This window comes from Salipiger pallidus, assembly GCF_014643635.1.
Lineage (GTDB): Bacteria > Pseudomonadota > Alphaproteobacteria > Rhodobacterales > Rhodobacteraceae > Salipiger > Salipiger pallidus.
In genome coordinates, this window is the sequence record NZ_BMJV01000008.1 from 25,063 (window position 1) to 42,151 (window position 17,089).

General features: G+C 63.5%; 15 protein-coding genes and 1 tRNA gene. 2 read left to right on the forward strand and 14 right to left on the reverse strand.

The features are described 5' to 3' along the window. Positions 1–92 precede the first annotated feature (92 nt). Positions 93–980: a LysR family transcriptional regulator gene (locus IEX41_RS17185; RefSeq protein WP_188791555.1), complete on the forward strand. Its 888-nt coding sequence runs from the start codon at positions 93–95 to the stop codon at positions 978–980. Here IEX41_RS17185 and IEX41_RS17190 read toward each other — a convergent pair. Then, entirely contained in the window at positions 977–1,831 is an 855-nt protein-coding gene (locus IEX41_RS17190; RefSeq protein WP_308421516.1) for a DeoR/GlpR family DNA-binding transcription regulator, read from the reverse strand. The genes IEX41_RS17185 and IEX41_RS17190 overlap by 4 nt on opposite strands. Before the next feature lie 828 nt (positions 1,832–2,659). On the opposite strand from IEX41_RS17190, the gene IEX41_RS17195 reads away from it, so the two are divergent. Continuing rightward, the gene (locus tag IEX41_RS17195; protein ID WP_188791556.1) at positions 2,660–3,991 is read left to right on the forward strand and encodes an NAD(P)/FAD-dependent oxidoreductase; all 1,332 of its coding nucleotides are present in this window, start codon (positions 2,660–2,662) and stop codon (positions 3,989–3,991) included. 506 nt (positions 3,992–4,497) lie between these two features. On the opposite strand, the gene IEX41_RS17200 is transcribed toward IEX41_RS17195, so the two are convergent. The 13 genes from IEX41_RS17200 to cpaB form a co-directional block, all read right to left on the reverse strand. After that, positions 4,498–4,574, reverse strand: a tRNA-Met gene (locus IEX41_RS17200). Between the two features lie 136 nt (positions 4,575–4,710). Continuing rightward, a complete protein-coding gene (locus IEX41_RS17205; RefSeq protein ID WP_188791557.1) occupies positions 4,711–6,018 on the reverse strand; it encodes a DUF8689 domain-containing protein in 1,308 nt (435 codons plus the stop codon). A 334-nt stretch (positions 6,019–6,352) separates the two neighbouring features. Further along, entirely contained in the window at positions 6,353–6,535 is a 183-nt protein-coding gene (locus IEX41_RS17210; RefSeq protein ID WP_188791558.1) for a hypothetical protein, read from the reverse strand. Between the two features lie 390 nt (positions 6,536–6,925). Beyond that, entirely contained in the window at positions 6,926–7,423 is a 498-nt protein-coding gene (locus IEX41_RS17215; RefSeq protein ID WP_188791559.1) for a prepilin peptidase, read from the reverse strand. 18 nt (positions 7,424–7,441) lie between these two features. Then, the gene (locus IEX41_RS17220; protein WP_188791560.1) at positions 7,442–8,290 is read right to left on the reverse strand and encodes a tetratricopeptide repeat protein; all 849 of its coding nucleotides are present in this window, start codon (positions 8,288–8,290) and stop codon (positions 7,442–7,444) included. Positions 8,291–8,318: 28 nt separating this feature from the next. Beyond that, the gene (locus IEX41_RS17225) at positions 8,319–8,879 is read right to left on the reverse strand and encodes a tetratricopeptide repeat protein (RefSeq protein ID WP_188791561.1); all 561 of its coding nucleotides are present in this window, start codon (positions 8,877–8,879) and stop codon (positions 8,319–8,321) included. A gap of 3 nt (positions 8,880–8,882) precedes the next feature. Continuing rightward, entirely contained in the window at positions 8,883–9,854 is a 972-nt protein-coding gene (locus IEX41_RS17230; protein WP_188791562.1) for a type II secretion system F family protein, read from the reverse strand. A gap of 13 nt (positions 9,855–9,867) precedes the next feature. Further along, positions 9,868–10,833: a type II secretion system F family protein gene (locus IEX41_RS17235; RefSeq protein ID WP_188791563.1), complete on the reverse strand. Its 966-nt coding sequence runs from the start codon at positions 10,831–10,833 to the stop codon at positions 9,868–9,870. A 6-nt stretch (positions 10,834–10,839) separates the two neighbouring features. Further along, complete coding sequence (locus IEX41_RS17240; protein ID WP_188791564.1) at positions 10,840–12,303, reverse strand: TadA family conjugal transfer-associated ATPase; 1,464 nt, start codon at positions 12,301–12,303, stop codon at positions 10,840–10,842. A 17-nt stretch (positions 12,304–12,320) separates the two neighbouring features. After that, positions 12,321–13,577 carry a CpaE/TadZ family protein gene (locus tag IEX41_RS17245; RefSeq protein WP_188791565.1) on the reverse strand — a complete coding sequence of 419 codons (1,257 nt, stop codon included), beginning with the start codon at positions 13,575–13,577 and terminating at the stop codon, positions 12,321–12,323. Positions 13,578–13,784: 207 nt separating this feature from the next. Next, on the reverse strand, positions 13,785–14,444 hold the full coding sequence (locus IEX41_RS17250) for an OmpA family protein (protein ID WP_188791566.1): 660 nt from the start codon (positions 14,442–14,444) through the stop codon (positions 13,785–13,787). A 23-nt stretch (positions 14,445–14,467) separates the two neighbouring features. Further along, positions 14,468–15,886 (reverse strand): type II and III secretion system protein family protein, encoded by a 1,419-nt coding sequence (locus IEX41_RS17255; RefSeq protein ID WP_188791567.1) that lies wholly within the window; start codon positions 15,884–15,886, stop codon positions 14,468–14,470. A gap of 244 nt (positions 15,887–16,130) precedes the next feature. Continuing rightward, entirely contained in the window at positions 16,131–16,994 is an 864-nt protein-coding gene (gene cpaB / locus IEX41_RS17260; RefSeq protein WP_188791568.1) for a Flp pilus assembly protein CpaB, read from the reverse strand. Positions 16,995–17,089 lie beyond the last annotated feature (95 nt).

A 17,089-nucleotide genomic window follows, 5' to 3' on the forward strand; every position in this document is an offset into this window, starting at 1 on the left:
CGGTGCGTTCATGCGTTTGGGGTCTGTATATCAGCGCAGTTTCGCATAAAGTACCAGCATTCCCTCATGAAACCATTCGGAAACGGAATGATATGCGCCCACGTCGGTTTCTTCCCTCCATCCGCTTGCTGCTGGCCTTCGACGCGGTGGTGCGGCTGCGTTCGGTCACGGCGGCGGCGGAAGAGCTGAACCTGACGCAAAGCACCGTAAGCCGCCTCATCCTGTCGCTGGAGGAGCAGCTGGGGCGTGAGCTTTTCACCCGCGAGCGACGGCGGCTGGTGCCCAATGCGGCGGGGCTGGCCTACCAGCGCGACGTGGCGCGGGCGCTCGATATAGTGCAGCGGGCCAGCATGGCGGTGGTCGCCAACCCCGAGGGCGGCACGCTGTCGCTGGCGGTGCTTCCGACTTTCGCGGCGCGCTGGCTGGGGCCGAGGCTGGGGGGCTTCCTGTCGGCGCATCCGGGCATCTCACTCAACATGTCGACGCGGATCGCGCCTGTGGATTTCGGGTCTGACATGTTCGACGCGCAGGTGCTGTTCGGCGAGGATGAACCCGCGCGGGACCATCACCTGAAGCTGTTCGACGAACGGGCCACCGCCTGCGTGTCGCCCGATTTCGCCACAAGACACAGGCTTGGGACGCCCGAGGATCTGGCGCGGCTGCCGATGCTCTACCTGCAGTCGCGGCCCACGGCCTGGGCGGACTGGTTCCGGGGGCAGGGGGCCGAACCCGCCGGGCGCGGGGCGATGTTGATGGATCAGTTCTCCATGATGATCCAGGCCGCGATTTCCGGCCTTGGGGTGGCCTTGCTGCCTGACTACCTCGCAAGGATCGAGATCGCTGAGGGGCGGCTGGTGCCGGTGCTGACGCCATCGGTGCCGGTGCGCGGATCGTATCGGCTGGTGTGGCCGTCCGACCGGATGGATCACGCGCCGCTCACCGCGCTGCGCCTGTGGCTGGCACAAGAGGCGGCGCGTTAAGCTCGGTCTTGGGGCTGCATCGGGGCAATGTGGAATGCGGGCGAGGGCGAGGGGAACCGCTCGCGGCTTTTCGCGGTCAGCCCGTCGTCGGTGATGATGCGGCTGATGCGCTCGATCGGTACGGTACGGTGCAGGGCGCGTTCCATGAACCGCGCGCTGTCGGCCAGCAAGATCACGTCGCGCGCCGCATCGACCATGGCGCGCTTGAGCTGGCTCAGTTCAAGCACGGTTTCCGACACGCAGGTTTCGTCCACGGCGGCGGCGGACATGAAGAAAATGTCGCAGCGGATGTCCTTGAGGAACTCTTCGCCCGGTGACCCCAGCAGGCTGTAGCTGCCAAAGCGGAGCGCGCCGCCGGGGACGTGCAGCGCGATATTCTCGCGGTAAGTCAGGGCGTTGGCAACGTAGAGGTCGTTGGTGATGACGGTCAGCGGAATGTTCAGCTTGGCAAGTTCGTCCGCCAGCAGGTGGCAGACCACACCCCCGGTGTCTATCAAAAGCGCCTGTCCCGGTTTCACGAAGGTCAGCGCCTCGCGGGCGATGGCCTGCTTTTCCTCGGCTGCGGTGATGCGGGCTTCGTCGGTGGTCGGCTCCCATGTCGACCGGTTGCGCAGGGCCACCGCGCCGCCGTGGGTGCGCTTGACCAGCCCTTCAGAGGCTAGCAGATCAAGATCGCGGCGGACGGTGGACACCGAGATGCCGAACATCCGCGCCAGATCCTGACTGGAAGCGGCGTGATTGTTTTCGAACCACTCAATCAGATGCTCCCTGCGTTGTGCAGGAAGCATCTCGTCGGACAGGGGCATTTCGGACGGGCTTTGATCGGCCAAGTTGGGGGTCTTTCTGTTCATGGACGTGCCATGCCTTTGGCGCGCCTTGACATTCGATCATAGTGCATCGGCCAACCACAATACAATTCCCGGCCAACGGTCTTGGGGTCACCATCGCCACACCCAGCCCGCTGAAGATTCACGCGCCCGCTTCAGGTCACCGCGCCTGCTGGCTGAAAGCCATGGCGGGCGCTGTGACGCCAAAGCGTTAGGCTGCCGGTCCGCCCCTGCGCCAGAAGAGGGGCAAGGCCCAAGCCAAAGATGCTTTGGGGGGCCATGCCGGTATCGGGCAAGATGACTGCCCATCCGCGCCTGAGCTGTGGAAAGCAATTCCCATCTGAAACACCGGCCACGCAGATCACGGTTTCAATGAGGAAAATCCTTGCATTGCCTGCAGCCGACTGGGCGCGGAATTCGTTGGTCAGGCCCCGGCGCAGGGGCGACGGCGCAGAAGGGGCGGAGACTGCCCCGCCACCCGCATTCCCACGCAGGACGCTGCAGCGGGATACGGTCGGTGTCAGATCCTGTTATGGCGCCATCATGCGCCATCATGGAAGTTTGATGCACGAAACGCCAATATGATGCGGTGTTTCGGTCAGCCGAGGCCCTTGCGTGCCGCCTCAAGGCTGAAACGGCCAAGTAGACTGGCTCTGAAAGCGTGTCCGAACGCTGTTCAATCCAAATCCGGAGGTTTCTGCGCAAAATTAGTGATTTTATGTGCATGTTTCCGCGCATTATAGGGGATTAGCTCTGAAAATGCTTCACTTTCTATCGCAAAAGAGCAACCATTGAGTCGTCAATGTGCGGTGCCCCGATGGGCATGGCCGAATACAGGAACGGACCTACCAAATGATACTCGACGTGATCCAGCGCATCGAAACTGACGCGCAGCCCCCCGAAGCGGCGGACGTGGTCATCATCGGCGGCGGCATCGCAGGCGTGACCGCGACGCTTTTCCTTGCGGAGGCTGGCCTTAAGGTCGTGCTGTGCGAAAAGGGCGTGGTCGGCGGCGAGCAATCAAGCCGCAACTGGGGCTGGGTCCGTCAGATGGGCCGCGACCCGGTCGAACTTCCGCTCACCATGGGCAGCCTCGACATCTGGCGCGGGCTCGACAAGCGCTTCGGCATCGACACCGGCTTCCGCGAAACGGGCATCACCTATGTCTGCCGCACCCCGCGCGAGGTGAAGGAATTCGCCGACTGGGCTGATCTTGCTGACCGCATCGGCATGGCGTCGGAACGGCTTGATCCTGCGGGTCTCGCACGCAAACTGCCGGGCATCGCCAAGGATTACTTCAAGTTTGGCCTGCACACCAGCAACGACGGCCGCGCCGAGCCGTGGCGTGCTGTGCCGCAGATGGCCATGGCAGCGCGCAAACTGGGCGCCGTCATTGTTGAGAACTGCGCCGTGCGCGGTGTAGAAACCAGCGCCGGGCACCTGTCGGAGGTGGTGACCGAGAAGGGCGTTATCCGCACGGAGCGGGCCATCCTCGCGGGCGGTGCATGGTCGCGCATGTTCCTCGGCAACAAGGGCGTCAATTTCCCGCAGCTGAAACTGCATGGCACCGTGGCGCGGGTCGAGATCGACGGCGATGCAGGCGACATGCCCGTGGGCGGCGGCGACTTCTCGTTCCGCAAGCGGCTCGATGGCGGCTACACGGTGGCGCGGCGCAACTGGAACGTGGCCTCGATCACGCCCGACAGCTTCCGCCTGCTGAATACCTACCTGCCGACCCTGATGTCGAGCTGGCGCGAGATCCAGATCCGCCTCAACGGCGAGTTCATGAAAGAGGTCTCGATGCCCCGCAAGTGGGGTCTCGACACACCGGGCGTCTTTGAGGCGAATCGCACGCTCGACCCGCAGCCCATGGACAACTACAACCGCCATGCGCTGAAGAACCTTGCTCGCGCCTTCCCGGTCTTCAAGACAGCGAAGCTGACCCACACGTGGGCAGGCATGATCGACGCGACTCCCGACGCGATCCCGGCCATCGGCCCGGTTTCCGAAGTGCCGGGCCTCTTCCTGTCCTCGGGCTATTCGGGCCACGGCTTCGGTTCGGGCCCGGGCGGCGGTCAGCTGGTGTCGGACCTCGTGCGCGGCGTCACCCCCACCTTCGATCCCGCACCGTTCAGCCTCGAGCGGTTCAAGAAAAAGGGCCTGCGCCCCGGCGGCGCAGCCTGAGCTATTGCCCTGCGCCGCGATGGTGGCGTGGGGCCTTTCTGACCCGTTCAAGGGGGCATGATCCACGATGGTGGCCTGCAGGATGCCGCTCTGTCTGAGGGTGCCTCTTTCAGGGCTTCTGTACCGGAAAGGGCAAGATCCTGTGGCCTTTTCCATGCTGCCGGTCCTATCAGGCCGCGTGTGTTTGCCGGCCGCCTTGCGGACATGCGGCGCGGCCTTGCGGCTGAGAGACCCATTCACCCCTAGGCTAGCTGGTTGGACGCCTCGGGGCGTAGCGCGCGCTGATGCGGGGCTGCGTTGACGATGCGGGCGCTTCACCGCGTAGGACGTCAACGGCGTCAGGTCTGCGATGGTGGAAGCAAGCTCTCAAGGGAGGCGGGTCGCTGCCACGGAAAATTCCTGAAACGCAAGGCTGGGTCAAAGGCGAGCGTGTCAAACGAGCGCCAAAGACCGCGATGAGCGCCGTCACAGCGGTGTCGATCAGGTCATTGTATCGAGGGGGGGTTTGGTAGCGGAGGAGGGACTTGAACCCCCGACACGCGGATTATGATTCCGCTGCTCTAACCAACTGAGCTACTCCGCCAAACCGTGGGCGGTGATTACGGTGACGGGCGGTCGGGGTCAAGCGGAAAAATCACGTTTTTTCACACGGTACTGCCACCGCTTCTTTAGCCTGCCAAAGGCGGGTCGGGCGGGCCGTTTCGGCCCGCCTGAATGGGTCATTTAACGATGAGCTCATCCTTGACGAACATGTTTGCCCAGGCCCGATCAACCAGCTCGGGGGTCATCCGGTAGGGCCAGCCCTCGAAGTCGCAGATCGCCAGCATCTGGTCCACGAGGAACACCGGCTGGTAGTTGGCGTAGATGTTGTTGACTGTCGGGTATTTCGACTTGAGCAAGTGGACCAGCGACCCCTCGTCGAGCTGCAGCTTCTTCTTTCGGGCGACCAGCGCGAAGATCTTGAGGAAATCCTCTTGGTTGGGGCCGTCGATCTTGATCTTGAAGAAAATCCGCCGCAGCGCTGCCTGATCGAAAATTTCGTTCGGATGGAAGTTGGTCGAGAAGATCACCAGAGTGTCGAAGGGGACCTCGAACTTCTCGCCCGATTGCAGCGAGAGGATGTCCTTGGATTCCTCGAGCGGCACGATCCAGCGGTTCACCAGCTTCTGCGGCGGCTCGGCCTGACGGCCAAGGTCGTCTACGATGAAGATGCCTCCCGTCGATTTCAACTGTAGCGGCGCCTGGTAGGTGCGGGCCGTGGGGTTGTAGACAAGATCGAGCATGTTCAACGACAGCTCGCCCCCGGTGATCACCGTGGGTCTCTGGCACAGCACGTAACGAGGATCGAACCGCGTGTTCCTGCGCAGCTGGGTGGGGTTCTCAGCCACTTCCTCGGCGGCGCTGTGCACGATGGGGTCGTAAACCGAGATCACCTGGCCCGAGTACTCCACCGCGCGGGGCACGTAGATCTTGTCGCCCATGGCATCGCGGATGCCGTTGGAAATCGAGGATTTTCCGTTGCCCGGCGGCCCGTACATGAGGATCGAGCGGCCCGCGCCCACCGCAGGGCCGAGATGCGAGATGAGGTGCTCGGGCAGCACGAGGTGGCCCATGGCGCGCAGCAACTGCTCACGGCTGATCTGAAGGTTACGGATCGACTGGCGTTTCACCTGTTCGGCATAGACGTGCATCGGCACGGGCATGGCGCCGAAGTACTCGGACTGCGACAGCGCATCGAGCGCGCGCGCCCGGCCGCTGTCGGTAAGATGGTAGGGCATCTCGCCGCCTGCATTGGCGTTGAGCGTCCCCATCGCCTCGAGCAGGCCTTGGGAGCGGGCGATGTCGATCAGCTCCTGGGTGATGCCGATCGGCAGGCAGATGGCCTTTGCCAGATAGCTGGCGGTGTTGGCGTTCTTGCGAAAGATGGTTTTCAGCGCGATGTCACGCATGAACACCTGCGGCAGCTGCAGCTCTTCTATCCGCTTTGGCGGCGGCGGGGCCAGAACGCCGCTGGTTTCCATGTTCATCTCTGCTCGCCTCTCGGGGTTTGTGTCAGCAGAGGAAACAGCATCTTTGTGGCGCGGTTGGGGAGGGACTTGGGAAAACCGGCGGCGTGGCAGACAGGGCATGGCGCCGGTGACCCTGCCGACCTTCTACACGGCGGTCTGCCCGGGGATCTCGCCTATGATCTGCGCGGTGATCCCGTGCGCCTTGGGCGCACTGCCCTTGGGCGACGGGGGGCAAGGTCAGGGCCATGGAAGGACCGGTCGCCATGGGGCACGAGGTTAGCCATGGAGATGAATGCCACGCTTTGGTCCCGCCCTGCCATCAAGTCAAGTCGCGCGTGAGTGTATCCGCCAGTCACTGCCGATCACCGCGCCTGTGCCCGGGGCTGCGCAGGTCGCCGGCGTAGACCACCCTTGCCCCCTCGGCCCAAAGCGGCGCGACGGTCGCGGGGATCGCCCCCATGGTGCCATCGCCCTCGATCTTCTGCTCGAGCCTGGGGTCGCAAAAGGTTGCGGCCGCAGCCCACCAACGGGTCATTGTCGCCACCGTTGAGCGCAACTCAGCCCCAGCGTTCGGGCTGGTATTGTCTCTCGATGTCGAGGCCCGCCGCACCGCTGGTGGCAGGGCGTATATCATCCGCGCCCCTCCAACCGAGCGGTCGATGACCTCCAGCCCAAGCGCTGCCTTGAACGCAGCGGCAAAGGACTGGTCGGTGACAAACAGGAACCGCCCATCAGCAGGATGCGGGCGCTTCTGCCGGAGCCTGCGCCCCCGTGTAAGTCGGCGTCACGGCGAGCGCGAACAGGACAAGCGGTCTGATCAACATTCAAGCCGCTCTGAGACAGATCCCCGCCTGGGGTAGCGGTGCGCAGGCCCAAGCTGAGGTCAAAATGGTCAAGGTTTCGTGTCGACCGCTACCAGTGGGGCCTAGCTGCCGTAGATAATCCCCAGCACGATGTAGATCGCCAAGGTTCCGCCAAGCGCCAGGCCCATGGGGAAGCGCTTGCCGCTGTTCCAGCTTTTCCAGCCGGGGGCCAGCTTCCACAGGCCGGTCCAGCGCACGACGCGGTGGCTGAGAAAAGCGGCGAGGGTCGCCGCAGCCAGAAGCGCCACAAGGAAACGCACGTCTCCAAGGTGTATGAACGGCGCTGCAGCGGGCAGGAACTTGGCATCCCCGGCCCCCATGGCTCTGCCGGCATAGAGCGCCATCCCCACCACCAGTGCCACCGCCACGTGAACGTAGCGCCACAGATAGTCGGAGAAGGGCAGGGCGATCAGGCCCACCAGCACGAAGATCGCCAGCAACACCATGTTGGTGGCATTGGAGATCCGCAGCTCGCGCATGTCATTGAAGCAGACATACAGGCACACCGGCAGCACGAAGGGTGCGAACCAGATGGCTGCCGAGGAGGATATGGACAGCATCGCCCCGGTCGGTCCGGCTCAGCCCTCGAGAGCGGCCAGCGCGGTGGCGGCGGACTCGAAATGCTGGGGGTGGGTTTCGATGGCGTTGCGCAGCAGGCCCTTCCCGATCTCCACGTCACCGCTCTTGACCGCGGCAAGGCCGAGGGTGTTGAGCAGCTCGGCCCGTTCGGTCTGGGTCATCTGCAGCACCGGCAGCGTGTAGTTGCCTTGGGCACCGCGGGCGAGAACGAGGTTGTTCTTGGCGGTGAACATGGACCCATCGTGGCGCAGCGTTTCGTAGAACAGCTTTTCGGCACCGGCGTAATCACCACGGGTCAGCTTGGAATAGCCCCAGTTGTTGAGCACCGGCGCCGGCTTGGTGGTCAGGCCCACGGCGATCTCGTAGAAGCTGTCGGCCTTGTTCCATTCCTTGTTACCGTCGGCGATCATCGCCTCGAGACGATAGCGCTGGTAGGTCTCGTGGGTGGGGGGGACGGCGTTCAGAACCTCTTCGGCGCGGGGCCATTCGTTGTTGCGGATCAGCGCGTCGGCATATTCTACGCTGTCCTCGGCGGTAGAGGCTTCGTGGGCGGTGACACGCTGCCATGCGGATACTGCCTCGGTGCTGCGCTTGGCACGGACGAGCGACTTGGCAAGACCGCGCATCAGGTCGATCCGGCCCGGCTCGATGCCTTCTGCGCGCTGGAAATATGCCACCGCCTCGTCGGGGTCTCCGGCGGTCAGCATCAGGCTGTTGAGGCCGCTGCCGTCGATGGCGTTCACCTCTGCGAACTCCTTGTCGATGGCGTCCTTGTCGATGGACCTGTCACATGCGGAAAGACCAAGCGCCCCTGCGGCGCAGAGGGCCAGAAGGATAGGGTGGCGCATTTTGCGTCCTTTTACTGCTCTTGCCTCTTCAGAAGGCGCGCTTGATCAGGTAGCTGCCGCCACCCAGGCGCACCAACGCATATTCTTCTTCCTGAGCGTCAGCATAGCCGGAATTTTCCATCTTTGCGAGCGCCAAGCGCAGATTGTCGCGGATCGCGTCACTTTCGCCGTTGTCCGCGGCATAGGCCCGGCGGAAGACCTCCGAGGCTTCAGCCACCTCGCCCTTTTCCATCAGCAGCACGCCGAGGTTGTTCCAGGCCTCGGCCCAGTCGGGATCTTCGGCGACGGCACGGCGCATCTGGGGTTCGGCCTGGTGCAGCCGGCCCAGCGACAGATTGGCGGCACCAAGCCCGCTCAGGACTTCGGGGGTGAGGCCATGCCGGCCCGAGGCGCGGGTGAAGGCGTCGAGCGCCAGCTCGTACTGGCCCGCGGCCATCAGCCGATGACCGACGACGAGGCCATCCACCGCCTCACCGCCCGGGTCGAGGGCGGGGGCGTAAACGGGTATCTCAGACGGCTCAAGGCCGCCCGAAGAACAGGCGGCCAGGACCAAGGTCAAGCACAGTGCGGCGGACCGCGGTGGAAGCATGTGTTAATTGCCCATACTACCGAGTTCACTGATGCTCACGATCGACGGACCAACAAGGATGATCAGAAGCGGTGGCACCGTGAACATCATAGTGGTCAAAGTCATCTTTGTCGGCAGTTTGTTTGCCTTTTCTTCAGCCCGCATGACCCTTTTGTCACGCATCTCGGACGAGAACACCCGCAGCGCGTCGGCGATCGAGGTGCCGAAGCTGGCCGCCTGGTTCAGCACGGTGACGAAGGAGGCCACGTCCTGCACGCCGCAGCGTTCGCCCATGTCGTTGAGCACGACGGACTTGTCCTTGCCGGCCTTCATTTCGTGGCTGATGATGTCGAACTCGTCCGCGAGGGCAGGGTAGGAGGCTCTCAGTTCCGAGCCCACGCGCACGATGGACTGGTCGAGCGACTGGCCCGCCTCGACGCAGACAAGCATCATGTCGAGGGCATCGGGAAAACCATCCTCGATCTGCTGCTTGCGCTCTTCGACGCGCTTTTTGATCCAGTACTTGGGAGCCATGTAACCGATCGCGCCGGGCCCGACCATGTACATCATCTGCTGCTGGAGGGTTGCGTCAGGCCCGTCGATGGCCACGAAGTAATAGATCATGCCCGCGCCCAGCAGCCCGAGGCCGAGAACCATCTGCGACAGGTAGTAGAGCCGCACGGAATCTCGCGACCGGTAACCCGCCTGAAGCAGCTTGAGGCGGACGGCCCCCAGCTCTTCCTCGCTTTTCGGTTCGAGATACTGCGCATACCTGTTGAGCTTGGCGTTACGCCGGGTGTCTCGCAGGATCGCCTTGGTTTCGGAGTCGATCTTGGTGCGGCCGCTCTTGGCGAGCTTGTCCATGGGATCGGGCTTCTGGCCCAGCAGCAGCGGGATGGAGGCGAGGATCAGCACGAGGGCCAGTCCAACGATTGCCATAAGCGGGCCGGTGGGGCCGAACATGTCAACGAGCATCGTGTTGAGTGTATCGAACATGGGTCGGTCCCTCTCAGACTTTGATATTCACGAGCATGCGCATCACGATCAGGTTCACTGCCAGGAAGACCGCCACCACGAAGCAGGCGGGGATGAACCACGGGTGATCGAGTACCTCGTCGTAATAATGAGGATCGGCCAGCTGGATGACGAGCAGCACGGCCACCGGAAAGCCCGACAGGAACTTGCCCGACCATTGAGCCTCGGCGGTGATCGCCTTTACCCGGCGGAACAAGCGGAAGCGGGCGCGGATCACCTTGGCGAGGCCTTCGAGGATTTCGGCAAGGTTGCCGCCCGACTGCTGCTGGATCGACACGGCAACGGCAAGGAAGCGCAGATCCTGCATGTCGAGCCGTTCGGCCATGTGCTTGAGGCTCTCGCCGATGTCGCGGCCATAGGTGGATTCGTCCGAGATGATGCCGAACTCGGTGGCCAGCGGATCCTTGAGCTCACGGCTCACCACGGCGATGGCCGAGCTGAACGGGTGGCCGACGCGCAGGCTGCGAACCATCAGTTCCACCGCGTCGGGCAGCTGTTCCTCGATCAGGGCAAGGCGCTTCTTGGCCTTGCTGTTGACCCACATGAAGACGCCGCCGACGCCCATCATCACTGCCATGAGGGCGCGGACGGGCAGGGCGGCCTCGGTGCCGATGGACAGGCCGACGAAGGCAAAGGCGCAAAGACCGACCATCATCATGAGAAGCTGGTTCGGGGTGAAAGCAATCGCTGCCTTCTGTGCCCGATCGGCAAGGATGGAGTAAAGCGGAATGCCCCGGTTCTCGAGATGCTGGTCCATCTCCTTGCGCAGCTTGGCAAGCACCTCTTCGCGGCTGGTGGTCTTGTCCAGCATCTGAAGGCGGCGGTTCACCTTGTTGTTCAGGCTGATGGATTTGCCGAAGGCCACCAGGTAGACACCCTCGACCAGCACCAGCACGCCAAGGAAGATCAGGCCGTATACGATGAGTTCTGCGGACAGCATGAGCGGTTACTCCGGGCGGAAGGGTTCGTAGATCGACGGTGGCAGATCATAGCCCCACATCTTGAAACGCTCCGAGAAATGCGATCGGACGCCGGTGGCCGTGAAGTGGCCGATGATCTTGTTGTCGGGCGTGAGACCCACGCGCTGGAAGCGGAACACTTCCTGCATGGAGATGACGTCCCCTTCCATGCCGGTGACCTCGGTGATCGAGGTCATGCGGCGCGAGCCGTCCTGCAGGCGGCTGGCCTGCACGATCAGGTGGACCGCCGACGAGATCTGAGACCGCATGGCCTTCAGCGGCATCTCGATGCCCGCCATGGCGATCATGTTCTCGAGGCGCGAGATGCCGTCTCGGGCGTTGTTGGCGTGGATCGTGGTCATCGACCCGTCGTGGCCGGTGTTCATGGCTTGCAGCATGTCGATGACCTCTTCGCCGCGGGTCTCGCCGACGATGATGCGGTCGGGGCGCATCCGCAGCGCGTTCTTGAGGCAGTCGCGCGGGGTGACGGCGCCCTTGCCCTCAACGTTGGGCGGGCGGCTTTCCATGCGGCCCACGTGGGACTGCTGCAGCTGAAGTTCCGCCGTGTCCTCGATGGTCAGGATGCGTTCGCTGTCGTCGATGAACGAGGACAGGGCGTTGAGCGTGGTGGTCTTGCCCGAGCCCGTCCCGCCCGACACGATGACGTTGAGGCGGGTGGCCACAGCGGCCTGCAGGTAGACGGCCATTTCCTCGGTGAACGCGCCGAAACTCACCAGGTCGTCGATGGACAGCTTGTCCTTCTTGAACTTCCGGATGGAAACGAGGCTGCCGTCCACCGCGATCGGCGGCACCATGGCGTTGAAGCGCGAGCCGTCCGCAAGGCGGGCGTCGACATAGGGGTTGGATTCATCGACACGGCGACCCACGGCCGAGACGATCTTGTCGATGATGCGCATCAGGTGGCGTTCATCCTTGAACGTCACGTCCGACATCTCCAGCTTGCCGGCGCGTTCCACGAAGATCTGGTGCGGCCCGTTGACGAGGATGTCCGATACGCTTTCGTCTTTGAGCAGCGTCTCGAGCGGGCCGAGGCCCTTCACCTCATCGTAGAGCTCCTGGTTGAGGGTGGTGCGTTCCTCGCGGTTCAGGACGATGCCCTTCTCGGACAGGGATTCGGTCACGATGGAGCCGATCTCGTCGCGCAGTTCGCGCTCCGAGGCCTGGTCGATGGCGGAAAGGTTCAGGTTGTCCAGAAGTGCGCGGTGGAGTTCCAGCTTGATCTCGCCCAGCCGCTCCTTGCGCCGCTTTTCCTTGTTCTGTGGCGCAGCCTCGGCCGGGCGGGCCGGCTTGGGTTTGCGCATGCTCTTGGCAGGTGCGGGAGTGGGCGCGGGCATCGGGATGGCAGACGGCCCGGCGCCCACGGGGGCGGCCACCTTGTCTGCGGCCTTTTCCACTGCCTTGCCTGCGGACTTCTTGTAACGGGAAAACATCGGTAACTAACCTTTTGTCAGGCGGCTTCGGCATCGGACAGGCCGATGGCATGCAGTTCGGCCGCGAGCTTGGCGATATCCTTGCGCAGGGGGTTCTTGGGGGCCTGCTCGGACAGGGGCACACCATGGTCCCCGGACACGGAGACGGGCTTGCCGCCATCGCTCAGCTGCAGGTCCATCCGGATGCCAAGGCTTTCGGCCATGCGCTTGGCGCGGCTCTTGCCCTGCAGGTCGGTGAACTTCGGAGCGCGGTTCAGCGCAAAGCGGATCTTTTCGAAGGGCAGTTCCTCGGCCAGCAGCGCCCGCTTCAGGCGCAGGGCGTTCTGCGCCGAGCGCATGTCGAGATCGACAATGCCGAAGAAGATCTGCGTTTCGTTCAGCACCACCTCGGACCAGTTGGCGAGAATGGAGGGCATGTCCACCACGACGAAGTCGAAATGCTCGCGGGCCACATCCAGAAGCACCTTCACATCCTCGGAGCTGATCAGGTCCATGGGCACCAGGTCTGAGGGCGAGGTCAGAACCTCAAGCTTGTTCTGGAAGCTGACGAGGGCTTGGCCGAAACTGTCGCCATCCATGGTTTCTATATCGCTCAGCAGTTCCAGCACCGCCTCGCGCCGGGGCAGATCGAGGTAGGTCGCCACCGACCCGAACTGCAGGTCGAGATCCAGAAGGCAGACCCGGGGCGGGTTGTCCTTTGTAACATTGGCCAGTTCCCACGCGAGATTCACCGAGAAGGTGGTGGCACCGCAACCGCCCGCCAGCCCCTGCACACCGATCAGCACGCCATCCCGGCCGCCGTCCAGCTGGACATTGTCCCCGGTGCGGCGCCCGCGGTGCGGCGCCTCGACCTGCACGGGCAGGGAGGCGCGGCGCATGCGTTCGACCGCGGCGCGCAACTCGCCTTCGGGAAGCGGGTAGGGGACAAATTCATTGGCACCGCCGCGCAAGAGCTGGTGCAGCGCGGCAGGCGTTACGTCTTCGGCGATCAGGACCACCTTCACATCGCGCTTGCGGGCGGCGGAGATCACCTCGGCGAGCAGGCCAAGGTGGTCCTCGTCGTCCTCGTCGATGGCAATGGCCACGAACTCGAGGCTGGCGGCGTCAGGCTGGTTCAGGAAGGCAAGGGCTTCACCGAAGCCCAGGTCTCCCCATCCCTCGCCGAGCATGTCTTCCATGTCCTCGATGAGAAGGTCGAAGTTCTGCACATTCCGGCTGATCGTGCAGGCCACGATCGGGCTTGCTGTATCATGCTGGGCAGTCGTACTCGTCATTGCCTCACGTCCTCTACCTATTGGGGAAGATCCGGAGGGGGCAAAAGCAGTGATGGATGCTTCTGCTATCTCCGGTCAGCCTGGCCCGACTCGGTCGGGTCAGGGCTTCCCTACAGGTGTCAGGATCGCGGGAAAACGGGGCGACATTTGGGCCGAAAAACCGTAATTGTACGATTTCTTTGGACGATCAAACCCGCAAACGGGACGTCATTCTCCGCCGATTGCACCGGTGGTTGTGCCGCGCAGACTGCTCGTCGGTTGTGCACTGCGGACGTATTCGCGGTAGATCACCTCGGCATACTTGCCATCGAGCACGGTGGGGTGGCCCGCCACGAACCCGGACACTTCCGTGACCGTGCGGCGGTTGCGCCGCTCGCGCCCATCTGTGTTGATCAGAGGCTGGGTTTCCCCAAAGGACACCACCGCCTCGAGCCGCGAGCGCGAGATGCCGAGGGTGGACAGGTAGCCGACAACTGCTTGGGCCCGCTTCATGCCAAGCGCCTTGTTGTAACTGGCAGAGCCCACCGCGTCAGTATGCCCGTAGATGCGGAAGCGCACCTCGGGGAACTGCCTGATCCAGCCGGCCTGTTCGCGCAGGGTGTCCCGGGCACCGGCGTCGAGCGCGGCACTGTTGAAGGCGAAGTTGACCATGCTGGGCACTTCCTCGGCGAAGCGCTGGCCGAGGTCGAGCACGTAGCTACGATCGCCGTTCATGATCTGGGTGTTGATCATGTTGGCATTGCCGAAGTTGCCGGTATCCGCGACGGACCCGGCCTCTTCGTAGAACTGGTTGAGCGTGGGGTCGCTGGACGGACCACAGGCGGACAGAAAACCAAGGCCGAGCCCTGCAATGACGATATGTTTCATGAGTTCCGCTCTTGTTGTCCGCTTCAGTCCATCACGTAGCCATAAGAGCCCGTGAAGTCCTGCTTCGCAACCTCTGCCGCGGCGCCGGTGGTGGGACGGCGTTCGTCCGAGCTTGTCTTGCCGAAGAGGAACAGGTCCTTCTCGCTCGGGGCGCGGACGCGGTCCGTGGGCAGCACCAGCGCATCGCCCCTGACGGGAGTGACGAGATGCGGTGTCACGATGATGACCAGTTCCGACTGCTGGCGTTCGTATTCCGCGCTGCGGAACAGCGCGCCAAGGACCGGGATATCGCCGAGCCACGGCACCTGGGCGTTGAGGTCGGTGAAGTCGTCCTGAAGCAGGCCAGCGATGGCAAAGCTTTCGCCGTCGCGCATTTCCACGGTCGTGTTTGTTTCGCGCCGCTGGAACGCGTCGATGGTGATGCCGCCCGTGGTGATGCCGTTGGCGCTGTCGATGGAGGACACCGCTGCCTCGAGCTGCAGGTTGATGAGATCACCATCGACCACGGTTGGGATGAAGTTCAGCTCCACGCCGAAGGGCTTGTAGGTGACCGACAGGGTGCCGTCTTCCTGGCTGACCGGAACGGGGTATTCGCCACCCGCGAGGAAGCTTGCCTCCTGCCCCGAGAGGGCCGACAGGTTCGGCTCGGCCAGCGTACGGACCATGCCCTTGCGTTCCAGCGCCTCGAGCAGAACGCCCACCTGGATGGCGCCGTTGAAGCCCAGGAGGAAGGCGCCTTCGGTGCCGTCTGCGGTTTCAACCGGGCTTCCATAGCTGTTGTTGCCATCAAGCCACGTTCCGGTTTCAGATCCGACGGTGATCTCGTTGTTGCCAAAGATCGGACCGCCAAAGCTGAGCGAGCTGCGCAGGTTCTTGGCCACGGTGCGCTGCATTTCGGCGAAACGGACCTTGAGCATGACTTGTTGGACGCCGCCGACGGACATCAGGTTCGACACCCGCTCGGGTGCATAGCGCTGTGCAAGGTCAAGCGCGCGCTGCAGTTTCTGCGAGCTGGAAACAGTGCCCGACAGCACGATGCCGTCATTGGCGGTGCGGACCTCGATCTTCTCGTTGGGAAGGATCTGGCGCAGGCGTTCCTTGAACTCCGTGACATCGGCAGCGACGCGCACGTCGACGTTTGTGATCAGCCGCCCGTTGCCGTCGAGAATCGTCAGCGTGGTGGTGCCCGGCGTTTTGCCCAGCACGTAGATGGTGCGATCCGACAGCGATGAAATGTCGGCGATGGCGGGGTTGGCGATGGAAAGTTCCGCGAAGGGCCGGTCGCTTTCGACCACCACCGCGCGGTTCATCGGAACGTTAAGGACGCTTTCGGTGCCGGTCTGGACGACGCGAAGTGCCTCTGCCTGAGCGGTCACGGCCATCGGGCCGACGCTCAGGGTCAGCCCGAAGAGGGCTGCCTTGATGTACTTGTCGAATGTCATGTGACCTGCCTCTTGCCACGCCTCGGATTCAGGTCTTGCGCCTGCCTTTTCACGAAGCCTGCGTCAGTTTGGCTTTTTTTGCAATAAACAACGGGTTTGGACCGGAGGTTTATGTGGAGATCCCGCAACATGAGCGGAAGTTTACCCGGGTCTCCCGGAGGCTGACCCTCGGAATGGTGGGGCGGCAGGTCAGGCGGTCCTGACCTGCCGTCGGCACGCCCCGGAGCAGAGGGGCAGCGCGAGGTCAGTTGGTGCAGGGGATCGGGATGTCGACCACTTCTGCGCCGCGACGCACCCGGGTGCTGCAGACTTCGGGGGTTACCTGCACGACCGCTTCCTGCTGCTGCTGTGCGACGATGCCCAGCAGGTCGCGCTGGCTCACCTCGATGGCATCGGCGACCGTATCGTCATTGGCGGCCAGAAGCGAAAGGGACAGGCGCCCGGTGCTCTGGGCCTGGGCAAGGCCGGCGACCTGTTGCGGGCTGATGGCCACGGTGACGGTGCGGGCGATGGTGGCGTCCGAGCTGGCAATGGCAGTCTGGTCAACGGCAATGAGGCGCACGCCGCTTTCGATCAGCTTGGTCACGTCGCCTTGCGGCAGGTTCGGATCATTGCCCGGCATGCGGCCGGTCCAGTAGACGTCGACCCGGTCACCGGGCCGTAGGAAACCCGACACGCCCGACGCGACGTCCACCTTGATGGCAAAGGCCCGTTCGCCGCGCTTGAGGCGCGTGGTGATAAGGCCCGCGTCGCCGCCCGGTTCGCTCACGCGGCCGGGGATGAGCGCTTCGAACTGGTCCAGTGCACGCAGGCTGACCCGCAGTGGCTTGCCGTCCTCGAAGAAGGGGTTTGCCTCGGTAAAGGCGTTCTCGGGCAGAATCTCGGTGGGCCAGGGCGCCAGCTTGACGTCCTCCCTCTTGATGGTTTCGCCGTGCGGAATTGGCTTGGCGGTAACGTAGACCATGGTGGTGGGGATGGCCGTGACGGCTTTCTGACGCTCCTGGTCGAGGGCGGCTTCGTAGGCCCCGATCTGCTGCTGCGCCATGTGAACCGCAAGGCCCGCAAGGCCGATGCCTGCAATGAGCACAAGTCCGAATACCAGTCGCATGGATTACCTCTTAATGTCTGCCTCGGGGCACCCAGGTCAGGATGGGCGCTTATGAAGTGTTTTGACAGATGATTGTGGCCGCATCATGCCTCTGA